Below are 19,446 nucleotides of genomic sequence, written 5' to 3'. Positions count from 1 at the left end.
ACAAATAAAAAGAGCTGCCAATGGCAGCTCTTTTTTTTATTATTGCACGCTGGTAATTTCTGTTTCTGCGGGCGTTTCTTCGTTTTTAACCGTATTCACGTTGTTTTCAACGTATGGGTTATTGGTCAAATTGATCTGTAGTCGCACTGTGTTATCAATCAAGTCTACCAATGGTGCCCATTTTACCGTCTTCTCTTTTTCAAACAGATAGTTGAAGTTGTCTGGTGTCCATTCCATGGTGTAGCGAGGGTTCAATGGGCGACCCAAAAAGCGTACTTCGTAATGAAGGTGTGGGCCGGTAGAGTTACCCGAGTTACCACAGGTAGCGATCAAGTCCCCTTTACTGACAAACTGTCCGCTACGTACCTTGAATTTGGACAGATGTGCGTATGAGCTCATAAAGCCAAAAGAGTGTCTGAGCGTCAGGAAGTTACCGAAGCCTTTGGAGCTTGGGCGAACCGTTTCTACAACGGCGTCAGCAGGGGCGTAAATCGGGTCACCACGGTCACAGGTTAAATCGATACCGGTATGAGTGTGACGCTTGCCAGTAATTGGGTTGGTACGTCTGCCATAAGAGGATGAGATGCGTTGATAATCGATCGGCGTGTCGTTAGGAATCATGCGAAACAGCGTTGCACGTACCGCAGAATCAACCGCGGCTGCATCAAGACGGTTTTCTAAACTGCTTTCTTCATTCGCAAACGGATCAGCAAGACCGAGCGCAGATTCAACATCGTAAACTCGTCGGCCTAAGATGTTGATCATGTTGTTTTTATCTTCTAGCTCTTGCGAGAGTGAATGGGTTTCACCCACTTGCGCGGTATAGAGCTGCTCAAGGTCGTCTTTCTCTTTTTCCACTTGGCTGAGTTTGTCGATCAGCGCGTGGTACTTTGCTTGTGCGATTTGGTCTTTTTCAATATTGCCATGGACATAGACCGCTCCTGAGACAATTGACGCGAGTAAAGCGCTAAGAGTAACGGCGAAAACAGGGCGTGAAAGGTAAAAGCGAGTCTCACCATTAGAGCCGGGAATGGAGATAGTAATTTTTCTAGACATAAGTTGTTCGTTAAGTGTGTTCACCCAGTTCGGATAAGTGCTCTATATCCCTGTAGAGCAACTCGTCGTCACCGACATTGAGTTCAACTAAACGCTTCAGGTATCCAATACTTTCAATATCAATATGATCAATGCTGAGACGAATCATATTATTATTAATTTCGACGATGTTGCCGGTAAGCTGGATAGTGATATCACTACCTAAAAGCGCAAATTCTACATCAATTTGCTTGTCGAGATTAAGCTTGTTGGCTTGATCGCATGTGATAAGTAAACCGTGCAATGACAGATCACTAATCGACGCATTGATCGTCAGCTCGCCTTGTACAACGATGGCAGGAGTGCGGTAGACAATGCGTGAAAAACGGCGTCGCTCTGACATAGTTATCTCTCTTAGCTTGAAATTATTAGATTATCAAAATAAGGTTAGTCGCTATGCAGAGGGCTTCGCAATAATTATTTACACTCGACAGCGAAATTCTCGGTTATGCGAGGCAAATAATAAAGGCCGCTAATTTAAGCGGCCTTTGCACATAATTCAAGCGTATTATTTTGCGATACGCTTGTATTTGATGCGGTGTGGTTCTGCTGCTTCTGGACCAAGGGTCTTCTTCAGCCATTCCATGTATTCCGTGTAGTTACCTTCGTAGAAGTTAACTTGGCCTTCATCGCGGTAGTCGATGATGTGCGTTGCAATACGGTCAAGGAACCAGCGGTCGTGCGAGATAACCATGGCACAGCCTGGGAATTCAAGCAGTGCTTCCTCAAGCGCACGCAGTGTTTCAACGTCAAGGTCGTTGGTCGGTTCATCAAGTAGCAATACGTTACCGCCCGCTTTAAGCAGTTTTGCTAGATGGACACGGTTACGTTCACCACCAGACAGTTCGCCGATGATCTTCTGTTGGTCAGAGCCTTTGAAGTTGAAACGTGAACAGTAAGCACGCGCTGGGATTTCGAAGTTGTTGATCTTAATAATATCAGCGCCTTCAGAGATCTCTTGGAACACGGTGTTCTTATCGTTCATCGAGTCACGGAACTGCTCAACAGACGCCAGTTTCACCGTATCACCCATCTCAATCGTACCTGAGTCAGGTTGTTCAGTGCCACTTAGCATCTTAAATAGCGTCGATTTACCAGCACCGTTGGCACCGATGATACCGACGATCGCACCTTTAGGGATGCTGAATGATAGGTCATCAATCAGTACGCGACCGTCGAATGACTTGGTTAGGTTATTTACTTCGATAACCTTGTCACCTAGACGCTCACCTGGCGGGATAAACAGTTCGTTCGTTTCGTTACGCTTTTGGTGGTCAGTACTTTGCAGTTCTTCAAAGCGAGCCATACGCGCTTTAGATTTTGCCTGACGACCTTTAGGGTTCTTACGTACCCATTCCAGTTCTTTCTCGATGGTCTTTTGACGAGCGCTTTCTTGCGATGCTTCTTGTTGTAGACGCGCATCTTTTTGCTCAAGCCATGACGTGTAGTTACCTTCCCATGGAATACCTTCACCACGGTCAAGTTCAAGAATCCAACCCGCTGCGTTATCTAGGAAGTAACGGTCGTGGGTAATCGCTACGACAGTACCTGTGTAATCCACCAGGAAGCGTTCTAGCCATGCAACAGACTCTGCGTCCAAGTGGTTGGTCGGTTCGTCGAGTAGCAGCATGTCTGGCTTTTCGAGTAGTAGACGACAGATTGCGACACGGCGGCGCTCACCACCAGAAAGGTGGGCAATTTTTTGGTCCCACTCTGGAAGACGGAGAGCATCTGCAGCGCGTTCTAGCGTGTTGTCTAGGTTGTGACCGTCTTTTGCTTGGATCAGCGCTTCCAGTTCACCTTGTTCTTTTGCCAGTGCATCAAAGTCAGCGTCTTCTTCAGCGTAAGCTGCGTATACTTCATCCAGACGTTTTAGCGCGTGCGCAACGTCTGCGACCGCTTCTTCAACCACTTCGCGAACGGTTTTAGATTCGTCTAACACTGGCTCCTGCGGTAGGTAACCGACGTTCAGGCCAGGTTGTGGACGTGCTTCACCATCGATGTCGGTATCGATACCCGCCATGATGCGTAGAAGTGTCGATTTACCTGCACCGTTTAGACCTAACACACCAATTTTTGCGCCAGGGAAGAAGCTCAGAGAGATGTCTTTAAGAATTTGTCGCTTTGGTGGCACAATTTTGCTCACGCGCGACATCGTATATACGTATTCAGCCATTGCCGATCGTTCCTAACATTTCAATTCACGGTAAACCGACATTTTATACCAAGATGATAGCGTTTGTTACCCTGAAAACGGTTACGACAAAAATCATTAATTTAGTTGATGATTCAGGCAGTAAATATTTAGTGAGGCTCGTCGAATGTCACAGTAATGTGAAATTATTTTTATTTTCGCCATCTCACTTTACAGCACGGCTTACAATGAGCTTAATTAGGGATTCATTTCACTACTCTCAATGGGAAGAGAAACATGGTGTCGACGCTTTCAAAGTCGCTGCATCGCATTCCTTCATCGCTGTTGGTTATGACATCGATGGTTTGCAGCGCAAGTTATGCCACCTCTGCTGTGGCTATGACTCTTCAGCAACAACGTGATATTTACGATCAAGCGCAAGAGCTCTTAGACGCAAGAGATGTTGCTAAGTACCAGACAATTCGCAATCAAATTAAAGATTATCCGCTAACGCCTTATGTGGATTACCGTGCGTTTTTAGTCGATATAGGCGATCGCTCGCCAGCGGAAGTCGAGCAGTTTATCGAGTCGCATAAGGCTTTTCCGTTTTCCAGACGAATCAGTGCGCCTTACCTCAGTCAGTTAGCCTCTCAAGAACAGTGGGCAAGGCTACTTGAGTTTCAACAGCACGAGCCGGCAGGTGAGACTTACCAGTGCCATTACTACAACGCGCTATACCAGCAAGGCAAGCAAGATGAAGCGTTTAAAGGCGCTGAGAAACTCTGGCTATCCGGTAGCAGCGTTTCAGGTGCCTGTGACCCACTATTTACCGCTTGGGATGACGCTGGTTTAAGAACCGACTCGCAAGTGATGGAACGTATGCTGCTGGCATTTGAGGCGCGTAATGGCGCTTTGATGAATTACCTACAAAAACTACTCAAATCGGACCAAGCCAAGCAGCAAGCCACAGATATGAAAGCGCTGTTCACCAAACCAGAGAGTGTACTTGAGTTTGCCCGCCAACATGACGCGAGTGAATTTTATCAGCAGCAAACCATACTCGGTTTGAAAAAACTGGCGCGTAAAGATGTGAAACAAGCTCAGGAACTCTTTGACGGCGTAGTCAAAGCGCAGAAACTGACAAAGAAACAGAGCCAATCCATTGCCGATTATCTGGCGATTCGTCTGATCAATACCGACTCTGCCGAGCTAGCACAATGGCGAGATAGCGCGATTGCTGATTCTGCTAACTCATCGTTGCTGGAACGTAGAACGCGTTTGGCGATTCAAGAGATGGACTGGCAAGGTGTCATGGACTGGATTGCGCGTATGCCTCCAGAGCTACAGAGCTCATTGCGTTGGCAATACTGGCTGGGCAGAAGTGAAGTGGCAACTGGAGAGGCACAGAAAGGCCATCAACGACTTGAAAAACTGGTAGGCCAACGTAACTTCTACAGCGTTGCGGCGGCGAAAGAGATCAAGCGATCGATCGATTACCCAGTGTCTACGGTGAAATTAAACAAGGCGGTTATTAAGCCGTTTAACTCGTCTTTGGTGCGAATTGAAGAGCTGATCGAGCGCGATAAAATTGCTGCGGCAAAAAGTGAATGGTACTGGTTGCTGGCACGAGCAAATGAAGAACAAAAAGAGATGTTGGCGGCGTATGCTTCCTATAAACGTTGGCACCATTTAACGGTTACTGCCAGTATCAAGGCGAAAATGTGGGATAACCTGAAGCTGCGTTTCCCGATTGCTCACCGCTGGTGGTTTAATTTCTATGGCGAAAAGCACAGCATCGACCCGATTACTTTGATGTCGTTGGCTCGTCAGGAAAGCGCGATGGACATCGAAGCGAAGTCTCCGGTTGGTGCACGTGGTATTATGCAAATCATGCCTTCAACGGCGAAATATACCGCGCGTAAATACGAACTAAGCTACGATAGCAGTAACGACTTATATGAAGTAGGCAAAAATATCGAGATTGGTAGCCACTACTTAAAAGGTTTGTTGGAGCAATACGATAACAATCGAATTTTTGCGTTTGCTGCGTATAATGCGGGTCCACATCGAGTCAAAACCTGGCGCGAACGTACACAAGGCAAGTTGGATGCCTATGCTTTCATTGAGGCGATACCGTTCAATGAAACCCGTGGTTACGTGCAAAACATTTTGATGTTCGAAACCTACTATCGTGATCTCTTGAATGTCGATGGTGCGTTTTTGAACCAAAATGAGGTCGATACCAGGTATTAAATTCCTAGGCGGAGAAAAGATGGCAACACAACCTGAGTACACTGAGTGGCAGGAAATATTAGATTTAGTCAAAGAAAGTACGGCAACCAATCAGCATGAAATGTTGTTAACTATGTTGCTCAGCCCTGATGAGAGAGAGTCTCTGATTTCAAGGGTAAACATCTTTCGTGAGCTGCTGAAAGGTGAACTTTCACAAAGGCAGATTAGCCAGTTACTCGGCGTCGGGATTGCAACCATCACACGTGGATCGAATGAATTAAAATCAAAGTCCGAGCAAGAAAAGAGTGTGATCATTCAATTGCTGGAACGTAAGTAAATAAAAAGGTGCCAAATCGGCACCTTTTTTATAAGTTGGCAGGAAAGTGCTCTGGGTTGGTAAAAGGAATTAACGCCAAGATCAATGCTTGGTGGTAGACGCTGCTGCGGGTAAGTAAGTCTTGAGTGAGCAGACTAATCGCTCCGCCTTTTTGTTTGATATTTTCAGTGCCAAACACCTCATCCATCACATCGCCTAGTTCATTGGCGTGATCGAGCTTTTCAATCACCAGCGGCGGCAGCATTAAGCTTGCGGAACGAGACTCTCCTCGGTGAGTATCTGATTCAATAATCATCCAGGCAAAGGTAACATTATCTTCAATCCCTGCCTCTAAACCGACGTAATAGTCAGCGTTTGGTAGTGAGACCTTGGCATTTTTAACACGATTAAGCGCACCGTCTCGGGTTTCTTCATCACTCATTGGCTGGTCGTCGACTTCACTTTCGACGCTGACACCAATAAATTCACAAGCTTGCTGTGGAAATGCAGATTGAAACGCGCTCTTAACCGCGTTGATTTTGGCTGGGTTAAGCGAAGCGACGACGACTTTCTTCACTGACATCAATCATTCCTTTCATCTTTGGGCTATTGGCTTGCAGCTGTTCGAGTGACAACGGGGCCGATAAATAGTAGCCCTGCATGTAATCACACTGATTTTCGGCCAACCAAGTGTGCATCTCTTGGGACTCGATACCTTCTGCGGTTACTAGCATAGATTGTGAATGACAAAGGTCAACCAGAGGTTTGACGACGGCTTGATTATTAGTCTTGATCAAGGTGCCTAAAAACTCGCGGTCGAACTTAATTTTTTGCACTGGGTATTCGACCAATTGGGTGATAGAGGTGTAGCCAGAACCAAAGTCATCAATCGTCAACTTAAAGCCTGCCTGAGATAATTTGTGCAGTAGCAGGAAGCTTTGCGAGTCAGACGCGAAGGTTTCGGTGATCTCAAAATCAATCAAATACGGCTGGACTTTGTATTGTCGAGACAACGCCTTAATGTCTTGGGCGAGCTGTAAAGAATCCAGCTCTGCTGAGGAGAGGTTAATTGAAATCTGCACTGGTTGAGTAAAGCACGCTTGGATCGCTTCAAAATCGAGGAACGCTTGTTTAACCACCCAGCGGTCAATAGAGCCGAATAAGCCAATTTGCTCTGAAATAGGAATGAACTCACTCGGAGGAATATTACCTAGCTTTTTTGATTCCCAACGTAACAGGGCTTCTAATCCTTTGACTTCCTTACCGCTGCGGTCAAAGTATGGTTGGTACATCAGGGTAAATTCTTTATCGAGGTCACCGTTACGTAGCGCTCGCTCGATTTGCGTCCGGCGTTTAACCACTTGGTCGAGTTCTTTAGAATAGTGCGCGACTTGGTTTTTACCCGCACGCTTGGCTTGATACATCGCGGTATCGGCGTTTGATAGCAGAGTGGTGAGGTCATGGCCATCTTTCGGGTAAGACGCAATGCCGACACTGGCGGTAATGGGCAAGTTGCCAAGCGGAGAGTTAGTGCTATTTTGAATTGGGTCGAGCACTTCATTCGCCATCTGCTCGGCGTAGCTCGAACGATGAGAAGAAGAAATGAAGATAGCAAACTCGTCACCCGATAAACGCGCAGCAAGACACTTAATGCCAAAATTACGCTCGAACTCGAGACAGCTTTGTTTGATGTGTTCGGCAAAGCTCACCAGCAGCTTGTCGCCAACGTTATGGCCGTACTTGTCGTTGACGTACTTAAAGTTGTCTAGGTCGATATAGAGAATCCAAGCTCGGGTGTTGAGCATTTTATTGGCGATGTTTCGGCTGACAAAGGTTTGAAATTGATAGCGGTTAGCCAACTGTGTCAGATGGTCATTTTCGGCCATCGCTTTGGTTTTTTGGTAGCTTGAGTTGAGCTCGCGGTACATATCGTAGAAACGGACCGACAGACGACCAATTTCGTTATCGGTTGGTAAGCGATCAATGTTAATGCGTCGTTGCTGCTCGACTTCTCTAAGTTGGTGGTCTAGGCGGGTAATCGGTTTGATGACGTGTTGGTAAAGCAGTAGTAATAAGATAATCACCGTCGTTAACGCTGATGCACCGAAAGCAATCAGGAGCTTGTTTTCAATCTTACTCAGTTGCTCATCCAACAAGTACTGCGCAGGGTCGAGTACCGCATACAGGTTGGGTTTCAATTCAACAGACTGCGTTAAGCCGGGCTTTTTTACCGGTTCAAGAGAAAAATAGATGCTGCTGTCGTTATCAAACTCGAGAACGTGTTTTAGTTGGTCAAACTTTTCGAGCGACAACGAAACGATGACGAAAAAAATTTGGTCTTTATTGTAGCTCAGCGGAGAGGTTAGAGTGTTTTTGTCCAGCACATCGTAACGGATCAGAATACTCTGCCCTTGAAAATTGTGCGCAAAGCCAGTGTGAGAGAGTTCTCCGGTGTGCTTATACATGTACTTTACGTAAGTCAGTACGTTTTCATCTAAAGTGCCAAAAGGATCACTTTGGTTATCGGCAAAGAACTTCACTTTTTCGTTGCTGTCGACAATAGCGACTGCGAGTGCATCTTGTTGGTTAGGTTGTAAGTCATCAATTGTGGTTTGCAGGCTTTCGATCAGCTTCATTTCTCGGTAGGGATTTTCTGGCTGACCAAAGTAATGGCGGATGATGTCGCTTTTAATGAGCGTTAATGAGTAACTATTGATTAAGGAAACTGACTGACGAAAGTGTCCCGCAAGCTTTTCCATTGTCAGTTGTAAGTAACTGTTTTCGCGCTTGATCAGAGTTTCTTTTTGGTTCGAGTATATGCTGTAGCTAGAAACAGCAGCACTAAGGAGAATGACTGGCGTGACTAGTAACAGAACTCTAGTACTGAGCTTCATGACGTTTAAGAATACGATTAATTATTTTTGTTCTTAGGCTAATATTTTGTGCCGAAAGTTCGCTGTCGATATGAGCGTTGGCGACTCTTTCTTCACCTGGGAACAATGATGCATCATTTAGGTACCAATCTGGCATTAGTTTTAGTGCACTTAAATTGGGCGTTGCAGCTTTGATATGGATTGCATTCTTTGCAGCGTTTTCGGGATCTGAAAGATGGTTCAAAAACGAGATTGCGGCGCGTTTGTTTTCTGAATGGCTGCTGACGGCTAGACAATCGACCCAAATGTAAAGCTCACCATCTGGAACCGAAAAGTCCCAATTGTTGCCAGTAAAAAAGCGATTCAACGAATGTTGGTCGCCGCTGTATGCCAGTGCCATTTGTAGCTTGTCGTAATTTTTCTGGCTGCGGATGTAGCTCAGGATGTAATCGAACGTCAGGACTTTTTCGCTAAAGCGTTGGAGAGCTTCATAGGCAGACTGAATCTCAGAGACATCTTCAGTTGTTGGGGCAATGCCTAAGCTATAAAACAGCGGTAAGAAGGTCTCGACGCTGTCGTTGATCATACCGATTCGGCCTTCTAGCTCGGCTGGTGGATGGACAAACTCCCCCCATGTTTTAGGAGGATTGGCAATCAGGTCTTTACGATACGCGATTCCTACCGTGCCCCAAAAGTAAGGCACGGCGTGAGTGCCGCACGCTTGGTTCCATTTGGCTGCGTTGTGTTTTCTATTCGGCAGTTTAGATAGGTCTTCGAAGATCCCTTGTCGGCCATAGATTTGCGCTGAAACGTTATCCAGTACTACGATATCAAAAGGTAACTGAACGCTTTTCATCATCAGTAAACTGCGTTCGTCGTCGTTGTCGAAATGGGCGCGTTGAATTTGGTAGTTATTGCTGCGCTCCCAAAGTTCGACGACTTGAGGAGAAAGGGTATCTTCCCACAGATAGACGTTGAGTGGTGTTTTACCAGCAACGCTAAAAAATGAAACAAAGAGAAGAATAAGTGGGAATGAGGTTTTCATACTGACTGCTTGGCACCCTTAACAATTACGTCGAACAATGCTTATCAGCGTCAGTTATTAGGCTGACACACAACTAATATGCAACTTAAACCACGAATAGTAAGAGCATCGATTAGAGGTGTCAGCTAAAGAATGGAATTATTTGAACTCGGTAGAGTTATTTTACTGCAACTTAATTTGCGTCGGTTTCACATTTTCACTCGGATAGCACCCAAGAACTTTCAGGTGTTTTGTGATCTTGGTTAGTCCATTGAGGGCTTGCTGCATCTCTTCTGAGTCCAAATGAGACTCTAGATCAACATAGAACATTTCTTCCCATGGATTGCCCATAATTGGACGAGACTCAAGTTTCGTCATGTTAATTCCATAGCGTTGAAGCACCAGTAAAGTTTCAACCAGTGAACCAGCATCCTGCGATGTTGACATGATTAGCGTGGTTTTCGCAGGGATTTGTGCCGATACTTCGACTGGTTTACGCGCAACAACAATAAAGCGGGTGTGGTTTTCTGTTTGGTTAGCAATGTTGTTTTGGATCGCTTGTAAGCCGTACAGCTTGCCACTTGAAGAGTTTCCAATTGCAGCGACATCGCTACGGTTTAATTCTTGAACTTTACGCATAGCATCAGCTGTGCTTGCACATGACTCAAGTTTCACGCCTTTCAGTTTGCTCAAAAATTCGCTGCACTGTTGGTAAGGCTGAGGGTGAGAGTAAAGCGTTTTAATCTCTTCCAAACGAATGTCTGATGTTGCCACCAAGCAATGTTCTATCGGTAGTGTCAGTTCACCGACGATGTATAACGTGGTGTGTTGTAGTAAGTCGTAAACTTCGTTGATAGAGCCTGAGCTGGTGTTCTCAATCGGTAGTACACCGTAATCGGCATGACCGGACTCAACCGTACTAGCGACTTCTTTAAACTGTTCGCAGTTGAGCTCGATTAGTTCGGTGTTCTTGCGGCTAAAGAATTCACGACTCGCTAGGTGAGAGTAGGAGCCTTTCGAGCCTAAGAACGCAACGCGCGCCAAAGGTTTACGGCTGAGTTCTGGATTGGCAAGGTTTTGTAAGTACGACTGTTGAAGTAGAACCGAATCTTCAATGATGGTGTGGAATAGCTTGGTGATGTACTGCGCGTCTAGCTCGTATTTATCACGACCAGCATTGATGAGTTTAACCAGCAACTGTTGTTCTCGGGAGGCGTCACGCACTGGCTTAGAGGTTTCCACTTTACTTTTGGCGACTTCAATACTCATCTTTCTGCGCTCAGAGAGCAGCTTTAATAGCTGGTCATCAAGCTCATTAAGTCTCAAGCGTATCTCTTCAAGAGAGTATTTTTGTTCAGTCATCCTGTATTCCTTAAAATAAAAAAGCCTCCCGTTTGGGAGGCCTTCTGTTCGTTCTTGACTTATCTTTCGAAAACGAGAGAGCCTCCAGGGTTAATGGAGAAAAAAGAAGTCAAAAAAGAACAGAATAGTTGGTGTCATAATGCGTTACTTTTCAATTAAGCTGCAAACACAATAAGCAACCGCTCATGGAGCGTCAAGCAAAAAAATAGCGCCTTTCGGCGCTACTTCTTGATTCCTCTGCGAATTGAGCATTCTTACAAGGATTACTCTGTTTCTGCCTCTTCCAGCTCCGGCTTATCCGCTCGGCGAGCTTCTGGTTTATGGCGTAGTTTGTTTAGCTGACGTTCTAGTTTCTGTTCTACCTCATTAACGGCAGCGTATAAATCTTCATGTACTGCTGAAGCAACAAGTTTGCCTTTTGGTACGGTGATGACAGCTTCAAATTTCTTCTGTTTATTCGGCTCCTCGCTGAAGCTTGCCTGACAACCGATGATGTCTACTTGCCACTTTTCTAGTTTTTTAAACTTGCTCTCAATGTGAGCACGGATTGCAGAGGTGATGTCGATGTTTTTACCAGTGATGTTTACTTTCATATATGTTTTCCTCTGTGTAATCCCTCATGGGTTAACTCCAGATTACCCATCCCATCACAAAATAATGTGACGTAGATCATTATTTGGTGGGGCGTTTTACCGACTAAATTTAAACGTGATCCAACTCAAAGAGTAGTTGTGTTTATGGATAAAAAAGCTTGTTTTGAGGAAAAAACTCATTAGATTGGAAAGAGTAAGTTACTAAAAATCTTCTACTTTTTAGGGGCGGGATTCGGCTCAATAAAAGTCATTGAGTGAAGATTAAACAATTCAAAATGTGAATTATCTTCCAGAACGTTTTCCAGTTCATTTCTTCTCTTTTTCAAGTTTCATCTTACAGCTGTTTAAGCCGATGAATGTTGTGCGATATGTTTGGCCGCATTGATACAGTATCGTGCCTGGATTTATCGATTTCACAACGTTTTCGCTCCGCCAAAATACAAAAAAACCGCCTAAGAGTAGGCGGCTTTAACGTTGTGAACTTTGTAGTTTAGTGTGGATTGAGTTCCATCAGCTTCTTTGTTCGTTCAATGGCGTCTGTCAATCCAAGCTCTTTGTATGCTTCCAGTTGGATGTCTAGCGACTTACGCGCCGCTTCTGTGTCTGGGTAAGTTTTCTGTAGTTCTTGAGCACGATTAATCGCCGCGATCCAAGCTTCACGTCGTAAGTAGAAATCTGCTGTCGCTAAATCGTATTCCGCAAGACGGTTTTTAAGTGCGTACATGCGTTTCTGCGCATCTTGGGCATATGGGCTGGTTGGGTAACGTTCTAATAAACGTTTGAAGTCTGCGAACGCTTTTTTGACTGGCTCAGGGTCTCGGTCAGCACGGTCAATGTTAAATAGGTCGTGCATAAAGTTGCGGTCTTGCGCCATGTGAGTCAGACCACGCATATATAGCACCCAGTCCAACTTCTCGTGGGTAGGGTTTAAGCGAGTGAAGCGCTCAATAGTTGCTAGACCCAGTGCTAAATCGTCATTTTTGTAGTAAGCGTAGATAAGGTCGAGTTGAACTTGATCTGAATAAGCACCAAATGGGTAACGAGAGTCTAAAGCTTCTAGCTGGCTGATTGCGGATAGCCAATTGCCACTTTGCAGTGCGACTTGAGCTTCTGAGTAAAGCTCTGATGGAGGAACATCTGGGACGACCTCGTCGCTGCTTGAGCAGCCAACCAGTACTGATAACGCCAATAAGCCAGATAAGGTATGCTTTTTCATGTCAGGATTCAGTTCCTTCAGATAAATATTTCGTTGCTTCCGTTACTTTCTGGACGGTAACAGATACAATGTCCAAATATTATATTTTTCCACAGTAGTGACGATTAGTCTCTCAGTTTTTAAAAAAGTTCGACATGGCTCAGCAGATTGAATTAACCAACACAATTAAAGATAGCCAATTAGGTCAGCGTCTTGACCAAGCTATCGCCGAATTATTCGCCGACTTCTCTCGCTCTCGTCTAAAAGAGTGGCTTTTGGAAGGTAAAGTCCAAGTCGATGGTGAAGTTGTCAAGAAACCCCGTACTAAGGTGATGGGCGGTGAGGTCATTACACTGCAAGCGGAACTTGAAGATGAAGAGCGCTGGGAAGCGCAAGACATTCCTTTGGATATCGTCTACGAAGATGACGACATTATTGTCATCAACAAACCGCGCGATTTCGTGGTTCATCCAGGTGCAGGCACTCCGGATGGCACAGTGTTAAATGCGCTATTGCACCATTACCCAGCGATTGCAGAAGTGCCGCGTGCAGGTATTGTCCATCGTCTAGATAAAGATACCACGGGTCTTATGGTGGTAGCGAAAACGGTCCCAGCGCAAACGCGTTTGGTTCGTGCGCTACAAAAACGCAATATCACTCGTGAATACGAAGCAATTGCGATTGGTCGTATGACTGCAGGTGGTAAGGTAGAGCAGCCAATTGGTCGCCATTCTACCAAACGTACTCTGATGGCAGTGACCCCAATGGGCAAGCCAGCGGTGACACACTACCGAGTAGCGGAGCATTTCCGCGAACATACTCGTATTCGTCTGCGTCTGGAAACTGGTCGTACGCACCAAATTCGTGTGCACATGGCTTACTTGCAACATCCGCTGTTGGGCGATACTGCCTATGGTGGTCGCGCACGTATTCCATCTGGCGCGACGGAGGAGTTGGCGGAGAAGATCCGTAGCTTCGACCGTCAGGCACTTCATGCGGTGATGCTAAGGTTTGAACATCCAGTGACTGGCGAACAATTAGAGTTTCATGCTGATGTACCTGATGACATGGTTGCAATGGCAGAAGCGCTTCGTCAAGATACGCAAGAGCACGGCTTGGAAGAAGATTACTAAGCATGGAAATGATCGTCCCTAACTGGCCAGCACCGAGCAATATTAAAGCTTTTGCGTCGACTCGCATTGGTGGTTTCTCTGATGCGCCCTATCAAGGTTTAAACCTTGGTAGCCATGTTGGGGATGATGCCGCTATCGTTGCGAATAACCGCCAGTGGTTGTTTGAACATGCCAATATGCCATCACGACCAATTTGGCTTAATCAAACTCATTCGACGCTTGTATTAGAAACCAGCTCTCCGACCGACGAGGTTCTAGATGCAGATGGTTTATTTACACAATCTGCGAATGTGGTTTGTAGTGCTATGACCGCTGATTGTTTACCGGTATTACTCACCAACACGACAGGAACCCAAGTAGCGGCGGTGCATGCGGGTTGGCGAGGTTTAGCCGGTGGCATCGTTGAACAAGCTCTGCAAAAGTTTGACGGTGAGGTGATGGCGTGGATTGGCCCTGCGATTGCTCAGAGCGCATTTGAAGTCGGTAAAGATGTACTGGATGCGTTTTGCGCGTTTGACTCTCAAGCCGAAAAAGCGTTTACGCCAAAAAACACCAAGGGTAAATGGCTCGCTGATATGAACATGCTGGTGACTCAACGTTTGAATAAAGCGGGAGTGACAGCGGTTTACTACAGTGATTTATGTACCTACAACGACGCAGAGCGTTTTTACTCTTACCGCCGAGACGGTAAAACTGGCCGCCAAGCAAGTTTTATCTGGATCGAGCAATAATACCCTCCTAAATTTTAGGGGAAGCGATTTATTCCCCTTGAAAATCTTTGCTGACGTAACCATCTTTCTAACTGACTAAAGAATTCTTCTATTTGAGGTTAGGAAGGTAGATATGCGTCTTGACAGATTCACAAGTAAATTTCAAATCGCGATATCTGACGCTCAATCGTTGGCGTTAGGCCGCGACCATCAATACATCGAACCGGTACACCTGATGGTGGCATTAATGGATCAGGATGGTAGCCCGATCCGCCCATTGCTAACTATGCTTAATGTCGATGTGACTCAACTACGATCTAAATTGAGCGAAATCCTCGACCGATTACCAAAAGTGAGTGGTATTGGTGGGGACGTACAGCTTTCTAGCTCAATGGGCACGCTTTTTAACCTGTGTGATAAGGTCGCGCAAAAGCGCCAAGATACCTATATCTCATCAGAAATCTTTTTGCTGGCGGCGATCGAGGATCGTGGTCCATTAGGTGCATTGCTAAAAGAGCAAGGTCTAACCGAAGCGAAGATCAGCGAAGCGATCGATAAAGTGCGTGGTGGTCAGAAAGTGAATGACCCTAATGCGGAAGAGCTTCGCCAAGCGCTTGAGAAGTTCACCATTGACCTGACCGAACGAGCAGAGCAAGGCAAACTGGATCCTGTGATCGGTCGTGACGATGAAATCCGTCGCACTATTCAAGTGCTACAACGTCGTACCAAAAACAACCCGGTGATCATCGGTGAGCCTGGTGTTGGTAAAACGGCCATTGTTGAAGGGCTTGCTCAGCGCATCATTAATAACGAAGTTCCGGAAGGACTTCGTGGCCGACGCGTACTAGCGTTGGATATGGGCGCGTTGGTGGCTGGTGCTAAATACCGTGGTGAATTCGAAGAACGCTTGAAATCGGTCCTTAACGAATTGGCAAAAGAAGAGGGCAACGTCATCCTCTTTATCGACGAAGTGCATACTATGGTCGGTGCGGGTAAAGGCGAAGGCTCGATGGATGCCGGTAATATGCTTAAGCCTGCGCTTGCTCGTGGTGAACTGCATTGTGTCGGGGCGACCACATTAGATGAATATCGCCAATATATTGAAAAGGACCCAGCGCTAGAACGTCGTTTCCAAAAAGTGCTGGTGGATGAGCCGTCGGTTGAAGATACCGTGGCGATTTTGCGTGGTTTGAAAGAGCGTTACGAATTACACCACCACGTAGAAATTACTGACCCTGCTATTGTTGCAGCGGCAAGCTTGTCACATCGTTATATTTCGGACCGTCAGTTGCCGGATAAAGCGATTGACTTGATCGATGAGGCGGCTTCTAGCATCAGGATGCAAATTGACTCGAAACCAGAAGCACTGGACAAGTTGGAGCGTAAAATTATCCAACTTAAAATCGAGCAGCAGGCACTGAACAACGAACATGATGACGCGAGTGAAAAACGCTTAAACATGCTCAACGAAGAGTTGGCAGAGAAAGAGCGAGAGTTTGCGGAGTTAGAAGAAGTTTGGAACGCAGAGAAAGCAGCGCTATCGGGTACGCAGCATATCAAGTCTGAGCTTGAGCAAGCGCGTATGGATATGGAGTTCGCACGTCGAGCGGGCGATTTGAACAGAATGTCTGAGCTTCAGTACGGTCGTATCCCTGAGCTAGAGAAGCAGCTCGATCTTGCGACACAGGCTGAAATGCAAGAGATGACCTTGTTACGCAATAAGGTTACAGACAACGAAATTGCCGAAGTACTCTCTAAACAAACGGGGATTCCAGTCTCAAAAATGCTGGAAGCAGAAAAAGAGAAACTGCTACGCATGGAAGACGTGTTACACAAACGTGTAATTGGTCAAGTCGAAGCGGTGGAAGTGGTATCGAATGCGATTCGTCGTAGTCGAGCGGGGCTATCTGATCCAAATCGACCAATTGGTTCGTTCCTATTCTTAGGTCCAACCGGGGTTGGTAAAACCGAACTCTGTAAAACACTGGCGAGCTTTATGTTCGATAGTGAAGATGCGATGGTTCGTATCGATATGTCTGAGTTCATGGAGAAACACTCCGTGGCAAGATTGGTCGGTGCGCCTCCGGGTTATGTGGGGTATGAAGAAGGTGGTTACCTAACCGAAGCGGTAAGACGTAAGCCTTATTCGGTCATCCTGCTTGATGAAGTAGAGAAAGCACATCCAGACGTGTTTAATATTCTGCTACAAGTATTGGATGATGGTCGACTCACTGACGGGCAAGGTAGAACGGTAGATTTCCGTAATACTGTGGTGATCATGACGTCTAACTTGGGTTCAACGCGTATTCAAGAGAACTTTGGTTCGCTGGATTACGAAGGTATGAAAGAGCAGGTAATGGATGTGGTTAGCAAACACTTCCGTCCTGAGTTCCTTAACCGCGTCGATGAGAGTGTCGTGTTCCATCCTCTAGGACAAGACCATATCAAGTCGATTGCTTCTATTCAGTTGCAACGTTTAGCGTCACGAATGGAAGAGAAAGGTTTTGTGCTTGAGGTGTCAGACAAAGCACTCGAACATATTGCTCAAGTCGGTTTCGACCCTGTATATGGTGCTCGCCCATTGAAGCGTGCGATCCAACAAAGTGTCGAAAACCCACTAGCCAAAGAAATATTGGCGGGCAATGTGGTTCCAGACAAGCCAATCAAGTTGGTGGTGAGCAACGACCAGATCATTGCGCATCAGTAATTAAGTTAACTAAAAAGGGCCTTGATAGGCCCTTTTTGTTTATCTTTAATACAGCTTGGTTGAAATGTGAACGAACAAATCCAAAATACGAGTTTTTTTCATATTTGCTATTGCGCCTTTTGAATTCCTCCCTATAATGCGCCTCCGTTGTCACGGGAAACCGAGCTGAAAAGCAAGGCAACAAGACGGCGAAAGTTAAGTGAAATTACTTTCAAAGAAATAACGAAAAAAGTGTTTGACACAACAAGTTATCTCGATAAAATGTCCGTCCGCTTTGAGAAGCCTCAGAGCAAAGCTCTTTAACAATATAAACCTATCAATCTGTGTGGGCACTCGTTGATGATAATCCAATTAGAAGCTTAGGCTTCAAATTAGGTTTCAATGATACGAAGTGACCATTGAATCTTCGGATTCAGCACAGTCAATTCAAACATTACTTTATGTAATGTTCAGTATTCATTGAGCCGAACAAAATCTTAAATTGAAGAGTTTGATCATGGCTCAGATTGAACGCTGGCGGCAGGCCTAACACATGCAAGTCGAGCGGAAACGAGTTCACTGAACCTTCGGGGAACGTGAACGGCGTCGAGCGGCGGACGGGTGAGTAATGCCTGGGAAATTGCCCTGATGTGGGGGATAACCATTGGAAACGATGGCTAATACCGCATAATAGCTTCGGCTCAAAGAGGGGGACCTTCGGGCCTCTCGCGTCAGGATATGCCCAGGTGGGATTAGCTAGTTGGTGAGGTAAGGGCTCACCAAGGCAACGATCCCTAGCTGGTCTGAGAGGATGATCAGCCACACTGGAACTGAGACACGGTCCAGACTCCTACGGGAGGCAGCAGTGGGGAATATTGCACAATGGGCGCAAGCCTGATGCAGCCATGCCGCGTGTATGAAGAAGGCCTTCGGGTTGTAAAGTACTTTCAGCAGTGAGGAAGGTTCATGCGTTAATAGCGTATGGATTTGACGTTAGCTGCAGAAGAAGCACCGGCTAACTCCGTGCCAGCAGCCGCGGTAATACGGAGGGTGCGAGCGTTAATCGGAATTACTGGGCGTAAAGCGCATGCAGGTGGTTTGTTAAGTCAGATGTGAAAGCCCGGGGCTCAACCTCGGAATTGCATTTGAAACTGGCAGACTAGAGTACTGTAGAGGGGGGTAGAATTTCAGGTGTAGCGGTGAAATGCGTAGAGATCTGAAGGAATACCGGTGGCGAAGGCGGCCCCCTGGACAGATACTGACACTCAGATGCGAAAGCGTGGGGAGCAAACAGGATTAGATACCCTGGTAGTCCACGCCGTAAACGATGTCTACTTGGAGGTTGTGGCCTTGAGCCGTGGCTTTCGGAGCTAACGCGTTAAGTAGACCGCCTGGGGAGTACGGTCGCAAGATTAAAACTCAAATGAATTGACGGGGGCCCGCACAAGCGGTGGAGCATGTGGTTTAATTCGATGCAACGCGAAGAACCTTACCTACTCTTGACATCCAGAGAACTTTCCAGAGATGGATTGGTGCCTTCGGGAACTCTGAGACAGGTGCTGCATGGCTGTCGTCAGCTCGTGTTGTGAAATGTTGGGTTAAGTCCCGCAACGAGCGCAACCCTTATCCTTGTTTGCCAGCGAGTAATGTCGGGAACTCCAGGGAGACTGCCGGTGATAAACCGGAGGAAGGTGGGGACGACGTCAAGTCATCATGGCCCTTACGAGTAGGGCTACACACGTGCTACAATGGCGCATACAGAGGGCGGCCAACTTGCGAAAGTGAGCGAATCCCAAAAAGTGCGTCGTAGTCCGGATCGGAGTCTGCAACTCGACTCCGTGAAGTCGGAATCGCTAGTAATCGTGGATCAGAATGCCACGGTGAATACGTTCCCGGGCCTTGTACACACCGCCCGTCACACCATGGGAGTGGGCTGCAAAAGAAGTAGGTAGTTTAACCTTTCGGGGAGGACGCTTACCACTTTGTGGTTCATGACTGGGGTGAAGTCGTAACAAGGTAGCGCTAGGGGAACCTGGCGCTGGATCACCTCCTTATACGATGATTACTCACGATGAGTGTCCACACAGATTGAT

Annotated in this window: 14 protein-coding genes, 1 rRNA gene and 1 other annotated feature; of the genes, 6 read left to right on the top strand and 9 right to left on the bottom strand. The window is 46.4% G+C overall.

The features are described from left to right. Positions 1-39: 39 nt before the first annotated feature. From HCZ42_RS01595 to ettA, 3 genes are all read right to left on the bottom strand, one after another. The gene (locus tag HCZ42_RS01595) at positions 40-1,056 is read right to left on the bottom strand and encodes a M23 family metallopeptidase (protein WP_167419040.1); all 1,017 of its coding nucleotides are present in this window, start codon (positions 1,054-1,056) and stop codon (positions 40-42) included. A 10-nt stretch (positions 1,057-1,066) separates the two neighbouring features. After that, positions 1,067-1,438: a PilZ domain-containing protein gene (locus HCZ42_RS01590; RefSeq protein WP_167419039.1), complete on the bottom strand. Its 372-nt coding sequence runs from the start codon at positions 1,436-1,438 to the stop codon at positions 1,067-1,069. Between the two features lie 165 nt (positions 1,439-1,603). Next, entirely contained in the window at positions 1,604-3,271 is a 1,668-nt protein-coding gene (ettA, locus tag HCZ42_RS01585) for an energy-dependent translational throttle protein EttA (RefSeq protein WP_167419038.1), read from the bottom strand. 309 nt (positions 3,272-3,580) lie between these two features. Here ettA and sltY point away from each other — a divergent pair, with 309 nt between their 5' ends. Both sltY and trpR read left to right on the top strand, forming a co-directional pair. Continuing rightward, positions 3,581-5,482, top strand: a complete 1,902-nt coding sequence (gene sltY / locus HCZ42_RS01580) for a murein transglycosylase (protein WP_254868875.1) — start codon at positions 3,581-3,583, stop codon at positions 5,480-5,482. 19 nt (positions 5,483-5,501) lie between these two features. After that, complete coding sequence (trpR, locus tag HCZ42_RS01575; RefSeq protein WP_167419036.1) at positions 5,502-5,798, top strand: trp operon repressor; 297 nt, start codon at positions 5,502-5,504, stop codon at positions 5,796-5,798. Positions 5,799-5,826: 28 nt separating this feature from the next. Here trpR and yjjX read toward each other — a convergent pair whose 3' ends face one another. From yjjX to HCZ42_RS01545, 6 genes are all read right to left on the bottom strand, one after another. After that, positions 5,827-6,360: an inosine/xanthosine triphosphatase gene (gene yjjX / locus HCZ42_RS01570; RefSeq protein WP_167419035.1), complete on the bottom strand. Its 534-nt coding sequence runs from the start codon at positions 6,358-6,360 to the stop codon at positions 5,827-5,829. Beyond that, entirely contained in the window at positions 6,326-8,671 is a 2,346-nt protein-coding gene (locus HCZ42_RS01565) for a putative bifunctional diguanylate cyclase/phosphodiesterase (protein ID WP_167419034.1), read from the bottom strand. The genes yjjX and HCZ42_RS01565 overlap by 35 nt, the downstream gene beginning before the upstream one ends. After that, a complete protein-coding gene (locus tag HCZ42_RS01560; protein ID WP_167419033.1) occupies positions 8,655-9,695 on the bottom strand; it encodes a polyamine ABC transporter substrate-binding protein in 1,041 nt (346 codons plus the stop codon). The genes HCZ42_RS01565 and HCZ42_RS01560 overlap by 17 nt, the downstream gene beginning before the upstream one ends. 162 nt (positions 9,696-9,857) lie before the next feature. Further along, positions 9,858-11,036: a prephenate dehydratase gene (gene pheA / locus HCZ42_RS01555; protein WP_167419032.1), complete on the bottom strand. Its 1,179-nt coding sequence runs from the start codon at positions 11,034-11,036 to the stop codon at positions 9,858-9,860. 14 nt (positions 11,037-11,050) lie between these two features. Then, positions 11,051-11,172 (bottom strand) — a sequence feature (Phe leader region). Positions 11,173-11,299: 127 nt separating this feature from the next. Then, complete coding sequence (gene hpf / locus HCZ42_RS01550; protein WP_053410203.1) at positions 11,300-11,629, bottom strand: ribosome hibernation-promoting factor, HPF/YfiA family; 330 nt, start codon at positions 11,627-11,629, stop codon at positions 11,300-11,302. Positions 11,630-12,119: 490 nt separating this feature from the next. Continuing rightward, entirely contained in the window at positions 12,120-12,845 is a 726-nt protein-coding gene (locus HCZ42_RS01545; RefSeq protein WP_167419031.1) for an outer membrane protein assembly factor BamD, read from the bottom strand. A 134-nt stretch (positions 12,846-12,979) separates the two neighbouring features. Between HCZ42_RS01545 and rluD the strand changes: the two genes are divergently transcribed. From rluD to HCZ42_RS01525, 4 genes are all read left to right on the top strand, one after another. Beyond that, entirely contained in the window at positions 12,980-13,957 is a 978-nt protein-coding gene (rluD, locus tag HCZ42_RS01540) for a 23S rRNA pseudouridine(1911/1915/1917) synthase RluD (RefSeq protein WP_167419030.1), read from the top strand. Positions 13,958-13,959: 2 nt separating this feature from the next. Next, complete coding sequence (gene pgeF / locus HCZ42_RS01535; protein ID WP_167419029.1) at positions 13,960-14,688, top strand: peptidoglycan editing factor PgeF; 729 nt, start codon at positions 13,960-13,962, stop codon at positions 14,686-14,688. 112 nt (positions 14,689-14,800) lie between these two features. Next, the gene (gene clpB / locus HCZ42_RS01530) at positions 14,801-17,374 is read left to right on the top strand and encodes an ATP-dependent chaperone ClpB (protein WP_053410199.1); all 2,574 of its coding nucleotides are present in this window, start codon (positions 14,801-14,803) and stop codon (positions 17,372-17,374) included. A 478-nt stretch (positions 17,375-17,852) separates the two neighbouring features. Beyond that, positions 17,853-19,407: ribosomal RNA gene (locus tag HCZ42_RS01525) — 16S ribosomal RNA — on the top strand. Positions 19,408-19,446: the final 39 nt, after the last annotated feature.

It is taken from the genome of Vibrio hepatarius (assembly GCF_011806575.1).
GTDB lineage: Bacteria > Pseudomonadota > Gammaproteobacteria > Enterobacterales > Vibrionaceae > Vibrio > Vibrio hepatarius_A.
Note: the sequence above shows the minus strand (reverse complement) of the source record. Positions and strands in the feature narration are given on the sequence as shown.